Source organism: Amycolatopsis ultiminotia, assembly GCF_039536925.1.
Taxonomy (GTDB): Bacteria; Actinomycetota; Actinomycetes; order Mycobacteriales; family Pseudonocardiaceae; genus Amycolatopsis; species Amycolatopsis ultiminotia.
On record NZ_BAAAZN010000004.1, the window covers coordinates 466,358 to 488,164 of the forward strand.

Below are 21,807 nucleotides of genomic sequence, written 5' to 3' on the forward strand. Positions count from 1 at the left end.
GGAGGACGCCATGACCGCGACGGCCCACCGAGGCGCCCGCTGGATCGACCACTGGGACCCCGAGGACGAAGGTTTCTGGGAGCGCACCGGGAAGCAGATCGCCCGGCGCAACCTGTGGTTCTCCGTGTTCGCCGAGCACATCGGATTCTCGATCTGGACACTGTGGTCGGTCATCGTGCTGTTCATGGGCCCGGACTACGGGTTCTCCGCGGCGGACAAGTTCCTCCTGGTGTCCACTCCGACGCTGATCGGTGCGATCATGCGGCTGCCCTACACCTTCGCGGTGGCGAAATTCGGCGGTCGCAATTGGACCGTCATCAGTGCCGCGTTGTTGCTCGTACCGACTGCGCTCACCGCGATCGTGCTGCATCCCGGTACCTCGCTGGGCACCTTCCTGGTGATGGCCGCACTCGGTGGCGTCGGCGGTGGCAACTTCGCGTCGTCGATGACGAACATCAACACCTTCTACCCGGAGCGCCACAAGGGCTGGGCGCTCGGTCTCAACGCAGGCGGGGGCAACCTCGGCGTGGCAGTCATCCAGCTCGTCGGGCTGCTCGTGATCGGACTTGCCGGCGCCACCGCACCGCGGATCGTGCTCTACAGCTACCTCCCGCTGATCGTCGTCGCCGCCACGTGCGCCGCACTGTTCATGGACAACCTCTCGACCGTGCGCGGCGATACCAGGGCCATGCGTGCAATAGTCCGAAATGGACATACTTGGGTGATGTCCGTACTGTACATCGGCACCTTCGGCTCGTTCATCGGCTACAGCTTCGCGTTCGGGCTGGTGCTGCAGAACCAGTTCGGCCGCACACCACTGCAGGCCGCGGCGGTGACCTTTCTCGGCCCGCTGCTCGGTTCGCTCTCCCGCCCGCTGGGTGGCTGGCTGTCCGACCGGAAGGGTGGCGCTCGCATCACCTTCGGCACGTTCGGTGCGATGGCACTGGCCACGGTGGTGCTCGTGCTGGCTTCATCGGCGAATTCGCTCGCGTTGTTCACCGTGGCGTTCATCGTGCTGTTCGTGCTGACCGGGATCGGCAACGGGTCGACGTACAAGATGATCCCGGCGATCTTCCGGATGAAGGCCAAGGCGGCGATCGACGCCGGTGCCGACGAGGCGGCAGAACTGCGCAAGGCACGTCGGCTTTCCGGTGCGTTGATCGGCTTCGCCGGGGCACTCGGTGCACTGGGCGGGCTGTTCATCAACCTCGCGTTCCGGCAGTCGTTCGCCGGCGCGCACAGCGGGGCACCGGCGTTCATCGGCTTCCTGGTCTTCTACGCCGTGTGCGTGGGTGTGACCTGGGTGGTTTACCTGCGCAAGCCAGCGGTGCGTGCGCAAGTGGCGTTGGCCGGAGCGGAGGTCTGATCATGCCCACTCTCGTGATCGCCGGGCACGGCATGGTCGCGCACCGGCTGGTCGAGGCCGTTCGCGAGGCGGACACCGGTGGCGCGTGGCAGATCGTCGTGCTGGCCGAGGAAACCCGGCCCGCCTACGACCGGGTGGCGCTCACGTCCTACGTGGACACCTGGGATCCGGCCGCGCTCGCCCTGCCTGGTTCGGCCTACGCCGAGGACGACGCCGTCGAACTGCGCCTCGGCGACGCAGTGGTGGCGGTGGACCGTGAAGCCAAGACCGCGACCACGGCTTCCGGGTACGTCCAGCCCTACGACACGTTGGTGCTGGCCACCGGCTCTCGGCCGTTCGTGCCGCCGGTGCCGGGCCGGGATCTGCCGGGGGTGTTCGTCTACCGGACGATCGAGGACCTCGACGCCATCCGTGCGGCCGCACAGCGCCCTGGCCGTGGCCGTCGGGCAGCAGTGGTGATCGGCGGTGGCCTGCTCGGCTTGGAAGCGGCGAAGGCGCTGCGGGACATGGGACTTTCCCCGCACGTCGTGGAGATGGCGCCTCGGCTGATGCCGTTGCAGGTCGACGAGGGCGGCGGTGGCCTCCTGCGCCGGCTCATCACCAACCTCGACGTGACTGTGCACACCGGAACGTCCACGGACGCACTCGTGCCGGACGGCGAACGGCTGCTGGCCCGGCTCGGCAACGGTACCGAACTGGATGTGGACCTGGTGGTCTTCTCCGCCGGAGTGCGGCCACGCGACGATCTGGCCCGCTCGTCCGGCCTTTCGGTGGGTGAACGCGGTGGCGTGCTGGTCGACGCCACCTGCCGTACCAGTGATCCTTCGGTCTACGCGATCGGTGAGTGCGCGGCTGTCGATGGCCGGGTGTACGGCATCGTGGCGCCGGGTTATGCGATGGCCGAGGTGGTTGCGGCCCGGCTCACCGGCAGCGAAGCGACGTTCCCCGAACCGGATACGGCGACGAAACTGAAGCTGATGGGCGTTGACGTCGCGAGCTTCGGCGACGCACACGCGGCCACGGAGGGTGCGCTCGAAGTCGCGGTGAACGACGCCGTATCGGGCACCTACAAGAAGCTCGTGGTCACCGGCGATGGGAAAACCCTGCTTGGCGGTGTCCTGGTCGGTGACGCGGCGGACTACCACACGTTGCGTGCCTTGGTCGGCCGTCCGCTGCCCGCGGATCCGGGAGCACTGCTCGCGCCGGCCGGCGGCGGCGCGGGGGTCGGCGTCGACGCGTTGCCGGACGAGGCACAGATCTGTTCCTGCAACGGTGTTTCGAAGGGCACGCTCACCCATGCCATCACCGAGGACGGTTGCGATTCGGTCGGCAAGCTCAAGGCCTGCACCCGGGCGGGAACATCGTGCGGGTCGTGCGTGCCGACGCTGACCAAACTGCTCAACGCCTGCGGGGTCGAGCAGTCGAAGGCGGTGTGCGAGCACTTTTCGCAGTCGCGAGCGGAATTGTTCGAGATCGTCCGGGCGACCCGGATGGCCACGTTCAGCGAGGTGATCAGCCGGTACGGCACCGGAACCGGATGCGCGGTGTGCAAACCGGCCGTGGCGTCGATCCTGGCGACGCTGGGCAACGGGCACATCCTCGGCGGTGAGCAGGCGACCCTGCAGGACACCAACGATCGGTTCCTCGCGAATCTCCAGCGCAACGGCAGCTATTCGGTGGTGCCACGGATTCCCGGCGGTGAGATCACCCCGGAGAAGCTGATGGTGATCGCCGAGGTGGCGCAGGATTTCGGGCTGTACACGAAAATCACCGGCGGACAGCGGATCGACCTGTTCGGGGCCACTGTGGACCAGCTGCCGGAGATCTGGCGGCGGCTGGTCGATGCCGGCTTCGAGTCCGGCCACGCCTACGGGAAGGCGTTGCGTACGGTCAAATCCTGCGTGGGGTCCACGTGGTGCCGCTACGGGGTGCAGGACAGCGTGGCGCTCGCGATCGAACTGGAGCTGCGTTACCGAGGGTTGCGCGCACCGCACAAGATCAAGTCCGGGGTGTCCGGGTGTGCGCGGGAGTGTGCGGAGGCGCGGAGCAAGGACTTCGGCGTGATCGCCACCGAACAAGGCTGGAACCTCTACGTCGGCGGGAACGGCGGTGCCACCCCACGGCACGCGGAGTTGCTTCTGTCTGATGTGGATACTGAGACGCTGGTGCGGACGATCGACCGGTTCCTGATGTTCTACGTGCGTACCGCGGACCGGCTGCAGCGCACCGCGCCGTGGATCGAGGAGATGGAAGGCGGGCTCGAGCACCTGCGGGCGGTGATCGTGGACGACAGCCTGGGCATCTGCGAGGACCTGGACGCGGCGATGGCCAAGCACGTGGACAACTACACCGACGAATGGCGTGGGGTGCTGGCGGATCCGGAGAAGCTGGCGCGGTTCAGCTCGTTCGTCAACGCGCCCGGCACGCCGGATCCCTCGATCTCGTTCCGTGCGGAGCGGGAACAGAAAGTCCCGGTCCTGCTGGGTGTTCCGGAGGTGCGACGATGACGGTGTCCCTCGAACGAACCTGGACGGCAGTGTGTCCGGCCACCCGGGTTCCGGAGTTCTCCGGAGTCGCGGCACTCGTCGAAGGTAGCCAGGTCGCGGTGTTCCACTTGCCCGGACAGCAGTGGTTCGCACTGTCCAATTGGGATCCGTGCAGTGCTGCGGCGGTGTTGTCCCGGGGCATCGTCGGCGACGCCGGGGGAGAGCCGGTGGTCACGTCGCCGGTCTACAAGGAACGGTTCATGCTCCGAAATGGACAGTGCCTTGACGTCGAAGGCGTTTCGGTTCCGGTGTACCAGGTCCGGGTGCGGGCGGGGACGGTCGAGGTGAGCGCTCGGTGAGCGAAGTCCGCCCGCTGGCCGGTTTCGTCGCCGGGATCACCGCTGCGCGCCGTGCCGAGGAGCTCGGCGCATTGCTGGTGCGCAAGGGCGCCGAAGTCCGGTACGGCCCGGCGATCCGGATCGTACCGCTGGCTGACGACACCGAACTGCACGCCGCCACCGCGCGGTTGCTCGACTCGCCGGTGGACCTGGTGGTGGCCACGACCGGGATCGGTTTCCGCGGCTGGGTGGAGGCGGCCGAGGGCTGGGGTCTTGGCGAGGCGCTGCTGGACCGGCTGTCGCAGGCGTCGTTGCTCGCACGCGGCCCGAAGACGACCGGTGCCCTGCGCGCGGCCGGTCTCTCGGAGGACTACTCGCCGGCCTCGGAGAGCAACGCCGAACTGCTGAACCATCTGATCGAGTCCGGTGTGGACGGACGACGGGTGGCGGTGCAGCTGCACGGCGAGCCGCTCCCGTACTTCGTGGATGCCTTGCGTGCGGCCGGCGCGGAGGTGATCGAGATTCCGGTCTACCGCTGGGTGGGTCCGGCCGATCCGGCGCCGCTGGACCGGTTGCTGGACGCGGTGCTGGAGGGCTCGGTGGACGCGCTGCCGTTCACGAGTGCGCCGGCTGCGGCGTCGGCCTTGGCGATGGCCCGCCGCACCGGACGGCTGCCGGCGCTGGTGCAGGTGCTCTCGACCCGGGTGGTCGTGGCCTGTGTCGGCCCGATCACCGCCGGGCCGCTGGCCGCGCTGGGCGTGCCGACGGTTCAGCCGCAGCGATCGCGGATCGGTGCGCTGGCGCGGACCGTGGCGGAGGCGCTGGTGGCTCGCTCGCCTCGGCTGTGCGCCGCGGAACACCACCTCGAACTGCGCGGCAGCGGGGCGCTTGTGGACGGTGAATGGCGGGAGATAGCGCCCGCGCCGATGGCGTTGTTGCGTGCACTGGCCCGCACGCCCGGACGGGTCGTCTCCCGCCGCGAACTGTCCGCGGAACTCCCGTCCGGCGGCGAAGCACACGCGGTGGAAACCGCGATCGGCCGCCTGCGCACGTCGCTCGGCGGCCACGGCGTGGTGCAGACGGTGGTGAAACGCGGTTACCGGCTGGCGGTGAGTTCCGGCGACACCACGGTGCGCGGTGGCTGACCTCCGGTAGCTGTGCGGATGGTCGCCATCCCGCCGGGCGGGGTGACCCTGTCCGACCGGCGGACGCAACGCAAGCGGACGGTCGAGGTGGCGGCGTTCGAGCTGGCACCGGCCCCGGTCACGCTCGCGGACTACGCCGGTGTGCTGGGACCGGTACGAACCCGTCCGGCTACGGCGGGTACCGGGTTCTGAAGGGCGGCGGCTGGGTGGACGAACGGTGGAGCTGCCGGGTGTCGGTCCGCCGCCGCAACCACCCGGACTACCGCGTGGACGACGTCGGTTTCCGGCCGGCCAAAGGCCGGCTGTACTTGGCCGGGATGATGGCGGCGGGGTGTCCAGGCGGTGTGGTCGAAGGTCGGTGGACCTCCGCTACGGCTCAATGGCCGTCCCACCAGTCCAGGACGCGGGTTGCGTGCAGGGTGAGCCATTTGGACGGTTCGCCTGCCGGAACGTCCACTTCGAACCATACGTCGCCGGGTAGTCGTCCGGTTTGGCGCCACGTGCCGTCCGGTTGCCGGGCTCGGCGGATGCGTTCGACGGCCTCGGTCATCCGGGGGTCCGGTGCGGTGCCGTCCAGCAGTGCTGCCTCGCGAAAGTACGAGCAGGCGTTGAGTCCACTGTAGAGCCACCGGAACGGGTAGCTGAAGGCATCCACCCAAGGACCCACCAGCGCACCCGTCGAAAGCCGGCGGACGAGGCGGCGTTCGAGCAGGTACTCCTCGGCGGACCGTTGCGCGGCACGGGTTTCTTCCGTCCCACCGGTCATGCTGTGGTAGGCCAGCAAGCCCTTGAGCGAGCTGAGGGTCGAGTGGAACGACGAGCGCTTCGAGCCCTCGGCCCATTCGCAGTTCCAACCACCGTCCGGCTGCCGGTGTTCGACGAACCAGTCGACGAGCCCGGTGACGTCCGCGCCGAGCCAGAGGCCGTTCGCGAGTGTCCAGGCGTTGACGCAGCAGTCGATTTCTCCGCCCCAGTACGGCAGATCGTCGTATTCCCACCGGCTGTTCGCGGCGAGCAGCTCGGCAGTGCGGCGTTCGCGCAGCACCGCGGGGTCCAGGCCCCATTCCCGCAGTGAGTCGAGTGACCAGGTGGTTGCCGTCCAGGGCTGACCGTTCTTCTCCGGCGAGGACGCGAAACCGGCGGGGAAGTACGCACCGCCCGCCCACTGGCCGTCCGGCTCCTGAAGTTCCAGCAGCCGCGCCCCGAACCCCTCGGTTGCCACCTTCGCCCTGGTGGCCGTCCAGACCGGCGGCGGTGCACCGGCCAGGTCCCGTTCGACCTGCCAGCGCAACGCCGGATCGGAGTCGAGCAGCCAGGTCAGCACAGCGTCGGACGTCATGGGCTGACTTTAAGCCCAGTTGACCGCAATGTCTCGGTATCCCCGTGCGGTCGCGGCCCGTGCGGCCTCGGCTTCGGTGGCGTCACGGTCTGCGCGGCGCAGCGGATCGAACGCGGTCACCGTGAATGTCAGCCGCTTGCCAGTCGCCTTCGTACGCCAGATGCCCAGGATTTCACCGTCCACCAGCAGGGCACCGGGGCTGCCGAGGATCTTCCAGATCTCCTTGGCCCGGCCCTTGTCCGGTACCAGCACCGCCTTGTCCCGGCACTGGGTGAACGGATCCAGCGGCGGCAGCAGTCGCACGCCGGCCGGCGTCGGCGGATTTTCCAGCGCAGGTAGCCGGTCGGTCGGCAGGAACGTGCGCCGCCCGGCGAGGCGGACTTCGGTGAGCCGTTCCGTCGGCCAGATTTCCGTCACGCACGCGCGGGCGGAGCCGGTGAACCCGGCCGCGTCCCCCGGCGTTGCCGGACCGTTGAACCGCAAGTACCGCTCCAGCACTCGGGCGACGGCGTCGGGCACCGGACGTGTCGACAGCCGTCCGCGGTCCGCCAACGGGGCGAGCGTCGCCGGGGACTGGCCGGCCTCCAGCCGTACCCCGCCGTGCAGGGTCGCCAGCCGCATCAACTGCTCGTGTACGTGCGTTGTCCCGCAGGGGCGGCACCAGCGGGAGAACGCGGGCGGCAGCAGCTTCGTGATCGCGGTGCTCGCCGCGCCCTTGGTCATCGGCCGGGTCACCGTCTTGCGGATCGCCCGCGCCGTCTCGAAGAGAATGTCCACTGCGGACCGGCCCGCCTCGCGCAATTCCTTCTGTTGCCACACCATTCGCGCCAGTGCATCCGCATCGCCGAGCGGGACCAGGGACGCCGTCAGCTCCGCGATGTCGGCCCGGCGGTGGAAGTGCGGCGCACCGCGGTGCGACCACACGAGGACGAGCCGCGGATCGTCGACAAGCGACTCCGGAGTGACCGGGCCGGACCGGCGGGCGGCGAGGGAGAGCAGGGCCGTGTCACGCATGCTGTCCTGGAGCCCGAGGTCGAGCAGCGGCAGCTCGTGCGTGCCGGTGCCCTCGCGGTGCAGCCCGTGCTCGGCGATCCGGTAGGCGAGCGCCTGTTCACGCGACACGTCCAGCATAGTGGCTCTCCTCAGCCGATCCGGTGGTCGAAGGCGTAGGACACGGTGGGTTCGCCCAGTACTCCGTGCACGTTGCCGGTGCCGGTGAGCCCGGCGAGTTCGCCGGTCCCGGAACCCGCCACCACCTCGAACGCCGAGCGGATGCCCACCGGGTCGAAGCTCCACTCGTGCCGGACCAGGAAGGTTCCGCGGCGGCCCGCGAGGGTGCCGTCGAACCGTTCGAAGCCCGGTGACGTCGTGCTCCCGCCGTCATCACCCGCACCCGGGTAGTACAGCAGGTAGTCGCCGGTCGATTCGCCCTCGAATTCCCCGGCGTAGGTCATCGCGGCGTGCACGACGGCCACCCGCTGGCCGGTCGCCTCGCCGCTGGCCACGTGTTCGTCCCACTTCGTCACGCTGAAGGTGTTCATACCGGTCACTCCACCAGGGATACTTGTCATCTTATGGCAGGTATTTCGGTCATACTTGGCGCCATGCGTGCCGGCCGTCTGCTCACCGCGGTGCTGCTGTTGCAGGACCGGGGCCGGATGACGGCCGAGGAACTGGCCGCTGAGCTGGAGGTTTCGGTGCGCACGGTGTACCGCGACATCGAGGCGCTGTCGGCCTCCGGCGTGCCGGTGTACGCCGACCGCGGGCGGCACGGCGGCTACCAGCTGGTGGCCGGTTACCGGACGCGGCTCACCGGCCTCACCGAGGAGGAGGCCCAGTCGTTGTCGCTGGCCGGGCTGCCGTCCGCGGCCGCGGAGCTGGGGCTGGGCACGGTGCTGGCGGCTGCCCAGCTGAAGCTGTCCGCGGCGCTTCCCCCGGAGCTGCGCAGCCGGGCCGGGCGGATCGCCGAGCGGTTCTACCTCGACGTGCCGGGCTGGCATCGGGGCATCGAAAGCCTGCCGTCGCTGGCCGCGGTGGCCGACGCGGTGTGGTCGGCCCGCCGGATCCGGGTTCGCTACGAACGGTGGGGACCACGCGTGGTCGAACGCGTCCTCGAGCCGTTGGGCCTGATCCTCAAGGCGGGCAACTGGTACCTCGCCGCACGCTGCGCCGGCACCGAGCGCACGTACCGGATTTCCCGCATCCGCGAGCTGACCGACCTCGGCGAGCACTTCGAGCGACCGGCCGGATTCGACCTCTCCCGTTACTGGCAGGAGTGGTCCGCGCAGTTCGAACGCCGAATGTATCCGCGGACTGCGACGGTGCGGCTGTCCCCGCGGGCACAGGCTCTCGTACCGTTCTACGCGGGCAGTGTCGGTGCCAGCGCGCTGCGGGAGGCGGTCGAAGCCGGGGCGGAACCCGACGACGATGGCTGGCTGACCATCCGGCTGCCGGTGGAACCGGGCGAACCGGCGATCGGCGAGCTGCTGCGGTTCGGCCCGCACCTCGAGGTGCTCGAACCCGCGGACCTGCGGGCGGAACTGGCCGGCGCGATCGAGGAGATGAGCAGGATTCATGGGTGAGCTGGACGGCGTGCGGTTCGGGGTCACGGCCGAGCGCCGTGCGGACGACCTGATCGGCGCCCTGGTCCGGTACGGCGCGCAGGTGCAGCACGCGCCGACGATCACCATCGTCCCGCTCGACGACGACCCACAGCTGCGTCGTGGCACCGAGGACCTGCTCGCCGCGCCGGTCGGCTTCACCGCGATCACCACCGGAGCAGGGTTCCGCGGCTGGCTGGACGCCGCCGGAGGCTGGGGGCGCCGGGACGCCCTGCTCGAGGCACTGGCTGCGTCACGCATCTTCGCGCGCGGCCCGAAAGCGGTGGGTGCGTTGCGTGGGGCTGGGCTGCGCGAGGAGTACTCGGCGCCAGGGGAGCGCAACGACGAGCTGTTCGGTGCACTCGCGTCGGCCGGGGTGGCCGGTGCGCGCGTCGCGGTGCAGCTGCACGGTACGGCGCTGCCGGAGTTCATCGACCCGCTCACCGCGGCCGGGGCTTCGGTGGTCGCGGTGCAGCCCTACCGCTGGCACTCGCCGCCGGACACCGAACCGGTGCGCTCCCTGATCCACGACGTGCTCGCGGGTGAACTCGAAGCACTGGTCTTCACGAGCGCCCCGGCCGCGACCAACTTCCTCGGCCTCGCGGACGACTTCGGCCGAGGCACTGAACTACGTTCGGCACTACGCGAAGGCACGGTCGTCTGCGCGTGCGTCGGACCGATGACGGCGGCACCGCTGGAGACCGCGGGAATCCGCACGCTGCAACCCGAACGCCAGCGACTGGGCGCGTTGGTGAAACTACTGGTGGCGACGTTGGGCCGGTGAGGCCGGCGAAGCAGGGTCGGCGGCCGGCGAAGCGGCGCCGGGTTGGTGAGGTTCGCGAAGGGCGTTGGCCCGGCGAAGCAGTACCGAGCTGGCGGAGGCGCATCGTCGCCGGTGGAGCTGCGCTGGGCGGGTGAAACGCGCGACGCCGTGTCGGCGCCGGTGCGGCTGGCGAAGCGGTGATGGCTCGGTGGCGCGGGGTCGGGCTGGTGACGGCGGGTCGGTGCAGGTGAGGCTCGCGTGGGCACGGGGGAGCCGCGTTGGGCCGGTGGAGCTGCCCGAAGGCGCGTCGTCGCCGGTGAAGGTGCGCGGGCGCGGCGGAGTGCGCGAAGCGGTGTCGGGGCTCGCGAAGCTTACGATGCGGTGGCGGCGGCTCGTTCCCTGCCGACTGCGTCTTCGCTCATGCCCTGGCGCCAGTAGCCGGTGAAGCAGATTGAGGTCTTGTCGAAGCCTCGTTCGCGTACCAGGTGGCGGCGGACCTGCTTGACCGTGCCTGCTTCGCCGGACACCCACGCGTACGGGGCACCGCCGGGTAGTTCGGCTGCGCGTACGGCGTCCAGCAGCACTTCGCCGTGCGGGCGCGTGCCTCGGACCACCCAGTGCAGCTCCACCGAGGCGTCGGTGTTGAAGGCCTGCCTTTCGGCGCTGTCCGGGATCTCCGCGTACACAGTCGCGCGGGCCGAGCTGGGCAGCGTTTCGAGGATCGCGCCGATCGCGGGCAGTGCAGTCTCGTCGCCCACCAGCAGCTGCCAGCCCGTGCCGTCCGGGACGTCGTACAGGCCGTGCGGACCGACGAACGCGACGTACGCACCCACCTCGGCCTGTTCGGCCCACGTCGACGCCGGGCCGCCGCTTTCCGCGTGCAGCACGAAGTCGACGTCCACCTCTCCGCGCTCCGGGCGTGCGGCGCGCACCGTGTACGTACGCATGTGCGGCCGGATGTCGTCCGGCATCGCCAGGTAGGTGCGGTACCACGACTGCACGTCACCACCGGTCGCCGGCGGCGGCAGCTGCGGGCGTTCTTGACCGGGCAGCGGGAAGAACACCTTCATGTACGCGTCAGGGGCGGCCGGACCGGCTGCCGCGAGACTCGGGCAGTCGAAGGTGATCCGGGCCATGTTCGGCGTGACCCGGCGGATCGCGGTGACTCGCCCGTGATGGTAGTTCAGGTTGCTCATTAGGGCAGGCTAACCTAAAACAATCCCTCGGGGCCATCCCCTGTGTCGTCCGTCGCCGCCTGCCAACGGTACTTCCGGAGGTTCACCCGCTGCTCGTCGGCGAGCACGCCTTCCGTGCGCAGCCGGGCGAGCTGCTCGTGCGCCAGGTGTGGTGCCGGGGTCCCGTTCGCGCGCAGGATCCGGTGCCACGGCAGATCGTGACCGTCCTCGGCGAGCACCCGTCCCACCATGCGCGGGGACGGTGCCCCGCTGAGTGCCGCGATATCGCCGTAGGTCGCGACGGTCCCCACGGGTACGTCGGTGATGACTGCGCGTATCCGTTCGTGCAGTTCGTCGTCCATGATCCAGCACAGTACGAGACCCCGGCAGACTACGAGGAGCGATACTCCGGCCGACCGGTGTGCCGGTGCGTCACCCGGGTGAGCGGACGTGGTTCCATCGCTGATGTGCACGTGCGGAGGACAGGGAGCGGGCAGGCGCGGCTGGTGCGCCCGCCGGTCGCCGCCGCACCCACCTTCACCTGGGACGAAGGTGCTCGCCGCGTGCTGTCCGGTGCGGCCGGGTTCTGCCGGGTGCTCGGTGGCCCCGGAACCGGGAAGACGGCGCTGCTCGCCACCGCGGCGGCCCGCCGGATCGCCGAGGGCGCGGATCCGGAGAGCGTGCTCGTGCTCACCACCTCGCGCAAGGCGGCCGACGTGCTGCGTGCCGACATCACCCGGCGGCTGACCTCGGACGCCGAATCCCGCTCGGCGCTGCCGCGTACGGTGAGTGAACCTCTGGTGCGCACTGTGCACTCGTATGCCTTTTCGTTGCTGCGCCTCGAAGCCAGGGCCGAGGAGCTGCCGCCGCCGCGGTTGCTGGCCGGTGCCGAGCAGGACGTGGTCATGCGCGAGCTGCTGGAGGGTGACCTGGCGGCGGGCGCGCCCGGCTGGCCGGAGCAGCTGCGCCCGGCGCTCACCGTGCCCGGGTTCGCCGAGGAGCTGCGGGACCTGCTGATGCGGGCCGCCGAACGGGGCCTGGGACCGGAGGACCTGGCCGAGCTCGGCCACCGCCAGGACCGCGAGGAGTGGATTGCGGCCGGACAGTTCTGGGCGCAGTACGAGGAGGTCACCCAGTTGCAGGGCGCGGCGCTCGGCCACCGCGGGGCACCCGCGCTGGACGCCGCCGAGCTGGTTACCTCGGCCCTGCTCGCGCTCGAGGACGACGAGGAGCTGCGGGACCGCGAACGCACCCGGGTACGGCACCTGTTCGTGGACGACGCGCAGCACCTCGATCCGTTGCAGATCCAGCTGATCCGCACCATCGGGCACACCGCGGCCGAGTTCGTCGTGGCGGGCGACCCGGACCAGTCGGTGTTCTCCTTCCGCGGGGCCGATCCGCAGCTGTTCGCGGACTCCGACACCGACGGCGACCGCACCGTCGTGCTGACCACCTCGCACCGGCTCGCGCCGGCCGTGCGGGCTGCGGTGACGAAGCTCGGCGGCACCCTGCCCGGCGCCTCGGCACATCGCAAGATCGTGACACCGCAAGGAAAACGCGGGGGCAAGGTGCGGGTCCGGCTGATGCCGACCCCGGCCGCGGAAGCGAGCTGGATCGCCGATCAGCTGCGGCGGGCGCACCTCGTCGACGGCGTGGCATGGCAGGACATGGCGGTGCTGGTGCGGTCCCCGGCACGGACTTTCCTGGTGCTGCAACGTGCCCTGCGTGCCGCGGGGGTGCCGATCGGCTCGGCGACCGAGGAACTGCCGCTGGCCAAGCACTCCGCGGTCCGGCCGTTGCTTGCCGTGCTGCGGGTGGCCGCCGAGCCGGAGTTGCTGGACGTCGACCTCGCCGAAATGCTGCTCTCCTCCTCGCTCGGCGGTGCCGATCCACTCGCGCTGCGCCGGTTGCGCCGTGGCCTGCGCCGGCTGGAACTCGCCGGCGGCGGTCAGCGCTCCAGTGACGAACTGCTGGTCGAAGCGTTGCGCGGCGGGGACATCCTGGCCGGGCTCGCCGAGGTGGAGGCCACCCCGGTCCGCCGGGTCGGCGCCCTGCTGAGCGTGACGCACCAGGCGGTGCGCCGTGGCGAAGGCGTCGAGCAGGTGCTGTGGGAGTTGTGGCAGGCCAGCGGATTGCAGGACCGGCTGCTGCGGCTCGTCGAGCGTGCCGGTTCGCTCGGTGCGCAGGCCGACCGGGACCTCGACGCGGTGGTGGCGTTGTTCGACGCGGCAGGCCGCTATGCCGACCGGCTGCCCAAGGCGAGCGTCGCGGCGTTCGCCGATTACCTGTCTTCGCAGAACATCGCGGGGGACACGCTGGCGCCCGCGGCCATTCCGACCGCCGGGGTTTCGCTGCTCACCGCGCATGCCGCCGCGGGTCGTGAGTGGACAGTGGTCGCCGTCGCCGGGGTGCAGGAAGGTGCGTGGCCGGATCTGCGGCTGCGCGGATCGTTGCTGGGCGTGGAACGGCTGGTCGATCTGCTGTCCGGAGTGGACGAACACGACAAGGTGTCCGCCATCGCGCCGGTCCTCGCCGAGGAGCGCAGGCTGTTCTACCTCGCCGCGAGCCGGGCGTGCCGGATGCTGCTGGTCACCGCGGTGGCCGGGGAGGACGAGCAGCCGTCCCGGTTCCTGGACGATCTCGAGGAAAACGGCGCCGACGACGGTGCGCTCGATTCGCGGATGAAGCCACCCGGCCGTTCGCTGGTGCTGGCCGAGCTGGTCGGGGAGCTGCGCGAGGTCGTGTGCGACGAGAAGACCGAGCCGGGACGTCGGAAACGTGCGGCCCGGCAGCTCGCCCGGCTGGCCGCGGCCGGAGTTCCCGGAGCGCATCCGGACACCTGGTACGGGCTGCTTCCCCCGTCCACAGAGGACCCGGTGCACGGGCCGGGTGACCTCATGCGGATCTCGCCGTCCACAGTGGAGATTCTGGTCAAGTGCCCGTTGCGCTGGCTGATCGAACGGCACGGCGGCAGCGATCCGGCCCAGCTCGCCGCGGTCACCGGCACGCTCGTGCACGGGCTTGCCCAGGCGGTGGCCGGTGGCAGTACCGAGGAGCAGATCCAGGCCGCGCTCGACGAGGCGTGGGTGCGGGTGGATGCCGGTGCGCCGTGGTTCTCCCGGCGGGAGCGTTCCCGGGTCGAGCAGATGCTGCGGAACTTCGTGACCTGGCTGGAGGTTTCCCGGCGTGAGCTGATCGAGGCCGGGGTCGAGCAGGACATCGAGGTCGAGCTGCCGATGGGCGACGACGAGGTGCGCGTGCTGCTGCGCGGCCGGGTCGACCGGGTCGAGCTGGACAAGGACGGCCGTCCGGTGATCGTGGACATCAAGACCGGCAAGGTCCCGGTTTCCGGTGCGGACGCGGAAAAACACCCGCAGCTGGCGGCGTATCAGCTGGCCGTGCTGCTGGGTGCGATCGAGGGCAAGCAGACCCCGGGTGGTGCGCGGCTGGTGTACGTCGCGAAACAGAACGCCAAAACCGGTTCCACGCAACGGGATCAGCCGCCACTCGACGAGGACGCCGGCCGGGAATGGCTGGAGCTCGTGCAGTCCGCCGCGGCTGCTGCGGTCGGACCGGACTACGAGGCACACGAGAACGCCGACTGCGACCGGTGTCCCGCGCGCGGCTGCTGCCCGCTGCGCCCGGAGGGCAGGCAGGTGACCGGGCCGTGAGCGGACTGCTCGTCGCCGACCCGGTGGAACCCGCGGAGATTGCCGACGCGCTGGGCCTGCACCGTCCGACGCCGGAACAGGCGACGGTGATCTCGTCGCCGGTCGAACCGTCGCTGGTGGTTGCCGGTGCCGGTGCGGGCAAGACGGAAACCATGGCCGCACGGGTGGTGTGGCTCGTCGCCAACGGAGTGGTCAGCCCGGAACGCGTGCTGGGCCTGACCTTCACCCGCAAGGCCGCCCGCCAGCTCGGCGAGCGGGTGCGTGCCCGGCTCCGGCGACTGGCCGGCTCGGGCCTGCTCGACCGGATCGATCCGACCGGCGGCCTGCGGGCGACCGTGACCGCGGGGGAGCCGACGGTGCTGACGTACCACGCGTACGCCGGGCGGCTGCTGTCCGAACACGGATTGCGGCTGCCGGTACAACCCGGTGTGCGACTGCTTTCCGAGACGTCGTCCTGGCAGCTTGCGCACCGGGTGGTGTCCACTTGGGACAATGATCTGGACACCGACCGGGTGCCTCCGACAGTGACCGCGCAGCTGCTCGCGCTGGCCGGCGAACTGGGCGAGCACTTGGTGTCCACCGAAAAGCTCGCGGAATACACCGCGTGGCTGTGCGAGGTGATCGAAAGCGCGCCACGGGCAAAGGGACAGCGGGCGGCGTTGCCGATCAAACTGCAGGACGTGCTTTCCGCGCAACGGTTCCGGCTCGCGTTGCTGCCGCTGGTGGAGGATTACCATCGGCGCAAACGGGCCGAAGGAGCGCTGGACTTCGCCGATCAGATGTCACTGGCCGCGCAGCTGGCCGATGGCTATCCGGCCGTGGCGGCGGGGGAACGCGAGCGGTACGGCGCGGTGCTGCTCGACGAGTACCAGGACACCGGGCACGCACAACGGGTGCTTCTGCGGTCGTTGTTCGGCGGGGTGGAGCGCCCGGCGATGCCGGTGACCGCGGTGGGCGATCCGGCACAGGCGATCTACGGCTGGCGTGGTGCGAGTGCGGCCAACCTGCCGCGGTTCACCACGGACTTCCCGCGCAGTGCCGACGAACGCCTCCTGCCTGCGCACGAGTTCGGGCTGCTCACCAGCTTCCGCAATCCGCCGGAGATACTGGAGCTGGCCAACGCAATCGCGGAACCGTTGCGGCAGCGCGGACTGGGCGTGGCACGGCTGCGTGCGCGAGAGGGTGCCGGTCCGGCCGACATCGAGGTGGCGTTGCTGCCGGATGTCCGGGTGGAACGGGAATGGGTGGCCGACGCACTCGCCGCGCGCTGGCACTCGCAGAACGAGGAGACCGGCAAACCGCCGTCGGCCGCGGTACTGGTCCGCCGTCGCGCGGACATGGCGCCGATCGCTGCCGAACTGCGGATGCGTGGCCTGCCGGTGGAGGTCGTCGGACTCGGCGGGCTGCTCGACGAACCGGAGGTGGCCGATCTGGTCGCCACCCTGCGGGTGCTGGCCGATCCGCTGGCCGGAAGCGCGGCCGCGCGGCTGCTCACCGGTTCCCGCTGGCGGATCGCGGCGGCGGACGTGGCGGCGTTGTGGCGGCGGGCCAACGAACTGTCCTCCCCGGCGCCGCGTGCCGAAGGCGGCGACGAGCCGGTGCTCGTGACCGAACGCGCCGAACAGGCCGGGCTGATCGACGCGGTGGACGAGCCCGGTGCGCCCGAGCGGTACTCCGCGGACGGGTACCGGCGGATCCGGCGGGTGGCCGCGGAACTGGGCGCCCTGCGCCGCAGGCTGGACCAGTCGCTGCCCGAGCTGGTGGCCGACGTGGAACGCACGATGCTGCTCGACGTCGAATCGCTCGCCCGCCCCGGCTCGGCAGGGCGGGCGCACCTGGATGCGTTCGCCGAGGTGGTCACCGATTACGCGGAAACCGCACCGACTGCGACCCTGTTGTCCTTTGTGGACTACCTGAACACGGCGGCGCATGCGGAAGACGGCCTCTCCCCGGGTGAAGTGCAGGTCGTGCCGGACCGGGTGCAGGTGCTCACCGTCCACTCCGCGAAGGGGCTAGAATGGGAAGTGGTGGCGGTACCGCATCTGGTGTCCGAAGTGTTCCCCGGCAAACGGCGTTCGTCGTCCTGGCTGCGCACCTCCACCGCGCTGCCGGCGCACCTGCGCGGCGATGCCGCGGACCTGCCGAAGCTCCAGGTGTCGGAGGGATTCGACCGCAAGGAAGTGCAGGAAGCGCTGGAACTGCACGAGGAGGGTTTTGCCGCGCGAGAAGCCGACGAGGAACGCCGGTTGTGCTACGTCGCGCTGACGCGTTCGGAACGGGCCTTGCTCGTCTCCGGGCACTGGTGGAACGAAAGCAGCGCCCGCGCGAAAGGGCCCTCGGTTTTCCTCGCCGAGATCGCCGACGTGCTGCGCGCGGCCGATCCGCCGCTCGGGGTGCTCGCGAACTGGGCCGAGGAACCGGCCGAGGACGAGGAAAACCCGCTCGTGGCCGACTCCCGCACGGCGAGCTGGCCGGTCGACCCACTGGGTGCCCGGCGTTCCGGCGTGACCACCGGGGTGGCACAGGTGCTCGCAGAAATGGCTGCGCTGGCCGAGGAACCGGAACCCGGGTCCGAGCCGGAATCCGATCCCGGGTCCGAGCCGGAATCCGAAGTGGAACCCGATCCGGGATCCGAAGTGGAACCCGATCCGGGATCCGAAGGGGAATCCGAGCCGGTTCCGGTGGCCGACGGCGACGAGATCCCGCTGCCCCCGGAACCGGACGAGGTTCCCGACGAGGAGTTCTTCGACGAGGACGAGGACGCCGTCGATCCCGAGGATCCGGACGGCTGGGCCGCCGACACCGACGTACTGCTTGCCGAGCGTGCCCGTGCACAGTCCACTGTGGATCGGGTCGAGCTGCCTGCCCAGCTGAGCGTGAGCCAGCTGGTCGACCTCGCCGCCGATCCGGCCGCGCTGGCGCAGCGGCTGCGTCGGCCGCTTCCGTTGCCGCCCAGCAGTTTCGCTCGCCGCGGCACGGCTTTCCACAGCTGGCTGGAGCAGCGGTTCGCCGGGGCCGGGCTGCTGGAGATCGACGATCTGCCCGGTGCCGCGGACTTCGGCGCCGCCCCGGACAGCGAATTCGGGGACCTGCAGGAGGCCTTCGAACGCAGTGCATGGGCCGAGCGCGTGCCGGTGGCGGTGGAGGTGCCGTTTTCCGCCGAGGTGGAGGGCATCACACTGCGCGGGCGGATGGACGCGGTGTACCTCGATCCGGACGGCGGCTGGACGGTGGTGGACTGGAAGACCGGCGCGGTGCCCTCCGCCGAACGTCTGCCCGCGCTGTCCGTGCAGCTCGGTGCGTACCGGCTGGCTTGGGCGGCGCTGCGGAAAGTCCCGGTGGAACGGGTGCGCGCGGCCTTCCACTATGTCCGCCGCGACCACACGCTGCGCCCGGTGGATCTGCTGGATGCCGAAGGACTGCGCGCGCTGCTGCGGGACGTGCCGCGGGAGTGAGCTACTTCGACCGGTCGCGGACCGTCAGTGCCCAGCTGACCAGCGGCCACTGCAGGGGCAGCCGCAGCCAGGCCCCCCAGCGCTCCCGTGCCGGGCGGCCACGGCGCTGGTAGTCGAGCGCCATCTTCACGTTGCCGGGAAACACCCCGACGAACAGCAGCGCGGCGGCCAGCCCGCCGAGCCTGCGGGTGCGCGGTACGGCGATGCTCGCGGCCACGCCCAGCTCGGCCACCCCGGAGGCGTAGGTCCAGCTCCGGCGGCTGCCGGGAAGCTCGCGCGGGATCAGGGAGTCGAACGGCTCCGGACGGGCGAAGTGCAGGACCCCTGCGGTGGCGAGCACCCCCGCGAGCAGGTGCGCCGGACGTTGGGACGGGCTGGAATCGGCCATGGGCCCAGCCTGCCACACCACGACCGCCGCGCCGGATGTGCCGGTGTCGGCGGTGGGCTATCCTCCCGCTGTGAGTGTGGCCGAACACCCTCCGGCCCGGGGTATGAAGGCAGTGAAATGAAGGCGAAATGAAGGCGCTGAAACGGCTGCCCCTGAACTCCCGGCTGAACGACCGGCCCGACCACGAGCTCGTCGGCGTGATCAGGATGCCCGAGCTGACCGTCAGCCCGATGCGTTCGATCGTCAAGCGGATCATCGGCGCGCTGCTCGCGCTGCTGGCCACGGTGCTGATCGTGTACGCCGACCGCGGCGGCTACCGGGACACCAACGGCGACGGCGTTTCGTTCCTCGACGCCATCTACTACTCCACCGTCTCGCTCTCCACCACCGGCTACGGCGACATCGCACCGGCCAGCGTGTCGGCGCGGTTCGTGAACGTCATCGTGATCACCCCGCTGCGGGTGCTCTTCCTCATCGTCCTCGTCGGTACCACGCTGGAGGTGCTCACCGAGCGCTCCCGGCAGGCATTCAAGATCCAGAAGTGGAGGACGAAGGTGCGCGACCACACCGTCGTCGTCGGATTCGGCACCAAGGGCCGCTCGGCGATCAACGCCCTGCTCGGTGACGAGGACATCCAGCCGAACCGGATCGTCGTGGTCGACACCGATCAGCAGGCACTGGACGCGGCGAGCGCACTCGGCCTGGTGACCGTGCACGGTTCGGCCACCCGCGCCGACGTGCTGCGCGTCGCCGGTGCCCAGCACGCGCGCGCCGTGGTGGTCGCGCCGAACCGCGACGACACCGCGGTGCTGGTCACGCTCACCGCGCGGGAGCTGGCGCCGAAGGCGCACATCGTCGCGTCCGTGCGGGAGGCGGAGAACGTGCACCTGGTCAAGCAGTCCGGGGCCAACCAGGTCGTGGTGTCCAGCGAGACGGCGGGACGGCTGCTGGGCATGGCGACCGCGAGCCCGCTCGTGGTGGACATGGTCGAGGACCTGCTCACCCCGGAGTCCGGGCTGGCGATCGCCGAACGCACGGTGGAGCCGGCCGAGGAGGGCGGTTCGCCGCGGCACCTGCCGGACATCGTGCTGGGCCTGGTCCGCGGCGGCGTGCTCTACCGGGTGGACGCCCCGCAGGCGGACGCGATCGAACCGGGCGACCGGCTGCTGTACGTCAAAAAGGTGACCCAGGTGGACCAGGTCGAGAGCTGAGCCGGGTGTGACGAACCCGACGCCGCCGGGGGCCGAGGGGCATTTCGGCGCGTCGGAGCCCTTTTCGGACCGCCCTGATGGGGTCCCCCCGGTGCGGTTGTCCCGCTGGGTTTTGCCAGGGGGATCTGGAAGCATGGTGGCGTGCAGGTTTCCGACCCCGCGGTGAAGCGCCCCGTCCAGCGGTGGCTGCAGGTGGGTATTCCGGTGGCGACCGGGGTGCTGGTCGTGGTTCTGGCGTGGCTCGTCGGCCCCGGCCTGTTCGGCATCGGCGCGGACGTCGCAGGCGCACCGGTCGAGGCGCAGGTGACCAAGCCTGCCGCGTGCTCGGTCACCGGTGCGGTGGAGACGGTGCAGTTCCCGCTCGGCGGCAAGACCCGTACCGGAACTCTCGACGGCTGCGGGCACGGGAAGGACGAACACGTCCAGGTCGTCGTGCCGGACAACGTGCCGGCGGACGGCACGGTGGCGGTCACCGCTTCCGACACATCCAGCGGTTCGCAGGACGCTCGCGCGCCGATCGCGCTGGCGCTGCTGCTGTTCTCCTGCTTCTGCGGCGGGATGTACGCGTACCTGGTGATCCGCGGTTCCGGGCGGCCGGCCTTGCTGAGCTGATCAGCTCACCGCGGACGACGGCGCGGAGAAGGTGTTGCAGTCGGCGATCCGGTTGTCCTTCGCCCCGGCCCGCCACCACTGTGCGTAGTGCGCGTTGGTTCCGTGGTCGTGGCTGTGGGACGTGTTGTCGCCACGGGTCTCCTGATCGCTCCAGGCCTTGTTGTACATCTCGCGGGTGACCGTGCCGCCCTGGTCCACGTGCGCGCCGAGGAACATCCCGGAGAAGCACTGTGCCTGCAGTTCCTTGCGCCGTGACATTTCCAGGCCCTCGGCGCTGTTCTGGCCCGCCGCGTAGATCTTCTGCCACGCCGCGTCCATGATGCCCGCGACCTCCTGCACGTGGTGGCCGTACTCGTGCGCGAACAACGCCAGGTAGACGCCGGGGTTGTTGCCGTACTGGTCGGTCTGCAGTCCCTTGAACGGCACGTACAGGTTGTTCTCGCAGTAGTACGCCGCGGTCGCGATGCCGACCTGGATGGTGCCGCATTCGGTGTCGAAGCTGGGTCCGGTGGGGAAGTGCAGTGCGGGCGAGGTGAACGGCAGGTGGTAGGCCTCCAGGAACGGGCCCCATGCGGCGTCGAGGCATTTGCTCGCGGCGGTGAAGAACGCCTCCGCGCCCTGCTGGGTGCTCGCCCACGCGGGCAGGTCGCACACCTGGTTCTGCAGGCCCGCATTCGGATCCTGCAGGAGCGGGTGGTCGCCGAGTTCGAGGATCTTGTGCGGTCCGGAGTCCTCCGAGGACGTCGTGCTCTGCTCGGAACTGGTCGGCTCGTCCGAGGACGTGGACGACGAGCCGTTGTTCGGCGGGAGCTCGTAGGCCGAGGTCGGTGCCGGGGCCGGGGCGTTCAGGTCGCCGGCGGTGGTGTTGCTCGGGTCGGGCCGGTTCAGCGCGACGATCGTGAGCACGCCGAGCACCAGCACGGCGACCGCACCGAGGCTGAGCCCGACGATCAGCCCGGTCGGCTTGCGCCGCGGCTGCGGAGCCGACGGCTGCGGCGGCCATCCGGGAGGCGGCCCCATCGGCGGACCCTGGGGCGGGGACTGCGGGCCGGTCGGCTGTCCCATCGGCTGGGCGACCGGAGGGCCCATCGGCCGTCCTGCCGGTGGCCCCATCGGCCTGCCGTGGGACGGACCCGGGGGGCCGCCGGACGGCGATCCGGTCGGCCCGTACCCCGGCGGTGGTCCGGCTCCGCGCGGCGGTACCGGACCGTAGGGCGGTTGCGTCATCAGGGCAGTCCCGGTGGGTCTCGGCGCAAGC

Annotated in this window: 17 protein-coding genes and 1 pseudogene; 11 read left to right on the top strand and 7 right to left on the bottom strand. The window is 70.5% G+C overall.

Annotated elements, in window-relative coordinates; translation table 11 throughout:
- The first annotated feature begins 10 nt into the window (after positions 1–10).
- From ABD793_RS12635 to ABD793_RS42665, 5 genes and pseudogenes are all read left to right on the top strand, one after another.
- Positions 11–1,366, top strand: a complete 1,356-nt coding sequence (locus tag ABD793_RS12635) for a nitrate/nitrite transporter (RefSeq protein ID WP_344859004.1) — start codon at positions 11–13, stop codon at positions 1,364–1,366.
- 2 nt (positions 1,367–1,368) lie between these two features.
- On the top strand, positions 1,369–3,873 hold the full coding sequence (gene nirB, locus ABD793_RS12640; protein WP_344859006.1) for a nitrite reductase large subunit NirB: 2,505 nt from the start codon (positions 1,369–1,371) through the stop codon (positions 3,871–3,873).
- A complete protein-coding gene (nirD, locus tag ABD793_RS12645; RefSeq protein WP_344859008.1) occupies positions 3,870–4,211 on the top strand; it encodes a nitrite reductase small subunit NirD in 342 nt (113 codons plus the stop codon). The genes nirB and nirD overlap by 4 nt, the downstream gene beginning before the upstream one ends.
- The gene (locus tag ABD793_RS12650) at positions 4,208–5,335 is read left to right on the top strand and encodes a uroporphyrinogen-III synthase (RefSeq protein ID WP_344859010.1); all 1,128 of its coding nucleotides are present in this window, start codon (positions 4,208–4,210) and stop codon (positions 5,333–5,335) included. Before nirD ends, ABD793_RS12650 begins: the two co-directional genes overlap by 4 nt.
- A gap of 142 nt (positions 5,336–5,477) precedes the next feature.
- Positions 5,478–5,631, top strand: a pseudogene (locus ABD793_RS42665) (SUMF1/EgtB/PvdO family nonheme iron enzyme); the annotation flags it as partial.
- An 80-nt stretch (positions 5,632–5,711) separates the two neighbouring features.
- Here ABD793_RS42665 and ABD793_RS12660 read toward each other — a convergent pair.
- Genes ABD793_RS12660 through ABD793_RS12670 form a run of 3 tightly spaced genes read right to left on the bottom strand, consistent with a single transcriptional unit; the run spans position 5,712 to position 8,215 of the window.
- Complete coding sequence (locus ABD793_RS12660) at positions 5,712–6,674, bottom strand: prenyltransferase/squalene oxidase repeat-containing protein (RefSeq protein WP_344859014.1); 963 nt, start codon at positions 6,672–6,674, stop codon at positions 5,712–5,714.
- Positions 6,675–6,683: 9 nt separating this feature from the next.
- Positions 6,684–7,805, bottom strand: a complete 1,122-nt coding sequence (locus ABD793_RS12665) for a DNA glycosylase AlkZ-like family protein (RefSeq protein WP_344859017.1) — start codon at positions 7,803–7,805, stop codon at positions 6,684–6,686.
- A gap of 11 nt (positions 7,806–7,816) precedes the next feature.
- On the bottom strand, positions 7,817–8,215 hold the full coding sequence (locus ABD793_RS12670; RefSeq protein WP_344859020.1) for a DUF3224 domain-containing protein: 399 nt from the start codon (positions 8,213–8,215) through the stop codon (positions 7,817–7,819).
- 63 nt (positions 8,216–8,278) lie between these two features.
- Between ABD793_RS12670 and ABD793_RS12675 the strand changes: the two genes are divergently transcribed.
- Positions 8,279–9,256, top strand: a complete 978-nt coding sequence (locus tag ABD793_RS12675; protein WP_344859022.1) for a helix-turn-helix transcriptional regulator — start codon at positions 8,279–8,281, stop codon at positions 9,254–9,256.
- Positions 9,249–10,058 carry a uroporphyrinogen-III synthase gene (locus ABD793_RS12680; RefSeq protein WP_344859024.1) on the top strand — a complete coding sequence of 270 codons (810 nt, stop codon included), beginning with the start codon at positions 9,249–9,251 and terminating at the stop codon, positions 10,056–10,058. Before ABD793_RS12675 ends, ABD793_RS12680 begins: the two co-directional genes overlap by 8 nt.
- 350 nt (positions 10,059–10,408) lie before the next feature.
- Here ABD793_RS12680 and ABD793_RS12685 read toward each other — a convergent pair whose 3' ends face one another.
- Together ABD793_RS12685 and ABD793_RS12690 are read right to left on the bottom strand one after the other, a co-directional pair.
- The gene (locus ABD793_RS12685; protein ID WP_344859026.1) at positions 10,409–11,233 is read right to left on the bottom strand and encodes a siderophore-interacting protein; all 825 of its coding nucleotides are present in this window, start codon (positions 11,231–11,233) and stop codon (positions 10,409–10,411) included.
- A 14-nt stretch (positions 11,234–11,247) separates the two neighbouring features.
- Positions 11,248–11,574 (bottom strand): MGMT family protein, encoded by a 327-nt coding sequence (locus ABD793_RS12690; protein ID WP_344859028.1) that lies wholly within the window; start codon positions 11,572–11,574, stop codon positions 11,248–11,250.
- A gap of 144 nt (positions 11,575–11,718) precedes the next feature.
- Between ABD793_RS12690 and ABD793_RS12695 the strand changes: the two genes are divergently transcribed.
- Together ABD793_RS12695 and ABD793_RS12700 are read left to right on the top strand one after the other, a co-directional pair.
- The gene (locus ABD793_RS12695; protein WP_344859241.1) at positions 11,719–14,883 is read left to right on the top strand and encodes an ATP-dependent helicase; all 3,165 of its coding nucleotides are present in this window, start codon (positions 11,719–11,721) and stop codon (positions 14,881–14,883) included.
- On the top strand, positions 14,880–18,338 hold the full coding sequence (locus ABD793_RS12700; RefSeq protein WP_344859031.1) for a UvrD-helicase domain-containing protein: 3,459 nt from the start codon (positions 14,880–14,882) through the stop codon (positions 18,336–18,338). The genes ABD793_RS12695 and ABD793_RS12700 overlap by 4 nt, the downstream gene beginning before the upstream one ends.
- Before the next feature lies 1 nt (position 18,339).
- Here the strand turns inward: ABD793_RS12700 and ABD793_RS12705 are convergent, their stop codons facing one another.
- Positions 18,340–18,726, bottom strand: a complete 387-nt coding sequence (locus ABD793_RS12705; RefSeq protein ID WP_344859034.1) for a DoxX family protein — start codon at positions 18,724–18,726, stop codon at positions 18,340–18,342.
- A gap of 128 nt (positions 18,727–18,854) precedes the next feature.
- On the opposite strand from ABD793_RS12705, the gene ABD793_RS12710 reads away from it, so the two are divergent.
- Both ABD793_RS12710 and ABD793_RS12715 read left to right on the top strand, forming a co-directional pair.
- On the top strand, positions 18,855–19,937 hold the full coding sequence (locus ABD793_RS12710) for a potassium channel family protein (RefSeq protein WP_344859036.1): 1,083 nt from the start codon (positions 18,855–18,857) through the stop codon (positions 19,935–19,937).
- Positions 19,938–20,078: 141 nt separating this feature from the next.
- The gene (locus tag ABD793_RS12715; protein ID WP_425548690.1) at positions 20,079–20,549 is read left to right on the top strand and encodes a hypothetical protein; all 471 of its coding nucleotides are present in this window, start codon (positions 20,079–20,081) and stop codon (positions 20,547–20,549) included.
- Here the strand turns inward: ABD793_RS12715 and ABD793_RS12720 are convergent, their stop codons facing one another.
- On the bottom strand, positions 20,550–21,638 hold the full coding sequence (locus ABD793_RS12720; protein ID WP_425548691.1) for a neutral zinc metallopeptidase: 1,089 nt from the start codon (positions 21,636–21,638) through the stop codon (positions 20,550–20,552).
- Between the last annotated feature and the right edge of the window lie 169 nt (positions 21,639–21,807).

Bases quoted from the DNA above. Each gene is read 5' to 3' on its own strand.
- ABD793_RS12635 (WP_344859004.1), top strand. From the start codon at position 11: ATGACCGCGACGGCCCACCGAGGCGCCCGCTGGATCGACCACTGGGAC.
- nirB (WP_344859006.1), top strand. From the start codon at position 1,369: ATGCCCACTCTCGTGATCGCCGGGCACGGCATGGTCGCGCACCGGCTG.
- nirD (WP_344859008.1), top strand. From the start codon at position 3,870: ATGACGGTGTCCCTCGAACGAACCTGGACGGCAGTGTGTCCGGCCACC.
- ABD793_RS12660 (WP_344859014.1), bottom strand. From the start codon at position 6,674: ATGACGTCCGACGCTGTGCTGACCTGGCTGCTCGACTCCGATCCGGCG.
- ABD793_RS12665 (WP_344859017.1), bottom strand. From the start codon at position 7,805: ATGCTGGACGTGTCGCGTGAACAGGCGCTCGCCTACCGGATCGCCGAG.
- ABD793_RS12670 (WP_344859020.1), bottom strand. From the start codon at position 8,215: ATGAACACCTTCAGCGTGACGAAGTGGGACGAACACGTGGCCAGCGGC.
- ABD793_RS12675 (WP_344859022.1), top strand. From the start codon at position 8,279: ATGCGTGCCGGCCGTCTGCTCACCGCGGTGCTGCTGTTGCAGGACCGG.
- ABD793_RS12680 (WP_344859024.1), top strand. From the start codon at position 9,249: ATGGGTGAGCTGGACGGCGTGCGGTTCGGGGTCACGGCCGAGCGCCGT.
- ABD793_RS12685 (WP_344859026.1), bottom strand. From the start codon at position 11,233: ATGAGCAACCTGAACTACCATCACGGGCGAGTCACCGCGATCCGCCGG.
- ABD793_RS12690 (WP_344859028.1), bottom strand. From the start codon at position 11,574: ATGGACGACGAACTGCACGAACGGATACGCGCAGTCATCACCGACGTA.
- ABD793_RS12705 (WP_344859034.1), bottom strand. From the start codon at position 18,726: ATGGCCGATTCCAGCCCGTCCCAACGTCCGGCGCACCTGCTCGCGGGG.
- ABD793_RS12710 (WP_344859036.1), top strand. From the start codon at position 18,855: ATGAAGGCGCTGAAACGGCTGCCCCTGAACTCCCGGCTGAACGACCGG.
- ABD793_RS12720 (WP_425548691.1), bottom strand. From the start codon at position 21,638: ATGGGCCCTCCGGTCGCCCAGCCGATGGGACAGCCGACCGGCCCGCAG.